Annotated in this window: 1 protein-coding gene; it reads right to left on the bottom strand. The window is 66.4% G+C overall.

The features are described from left to right. On the bottom strand, window positions 1–256 hold a 256-nt coding region (locus Q5762_RS39010), incomplete at both ends, for a hypothetical protein (protein WP_315897059.1).

The following is a 256-nucleotide window of genomic DNA, read 5'->3' on the forward strand; positions in this document are numbered from 1 at the left end:
CGATGGGGTATGCCTCGAGTTGAGCGCGTACATGGCGCGCACGCCGTAATGGTCGACCGCCGAGGCGTTGTGGATGAACTCCCGCGTCGACACGCGGGCGAGAATCGAGTCCGACGTCGGCGTGCCGGGTCCGCTGATCAGACCGGACGACAGCCTGCGCGGCTGACCACCTGTCGCGAACCCTGCGACCAGGCCGGGCATTTTGCCCGGCTTGTAGTTGACCTGCACCGACACCGATTTGCCGCTGATGCTGCGG

The organism is Streptomyces sp. P9(2023) (assembly GCF_032436795.1).
Classification (GTDB): Bacteria; Actinomycetota; Actinomycetes; order Streptomycetales; family Streptomycetaceae; genus Streptomyces.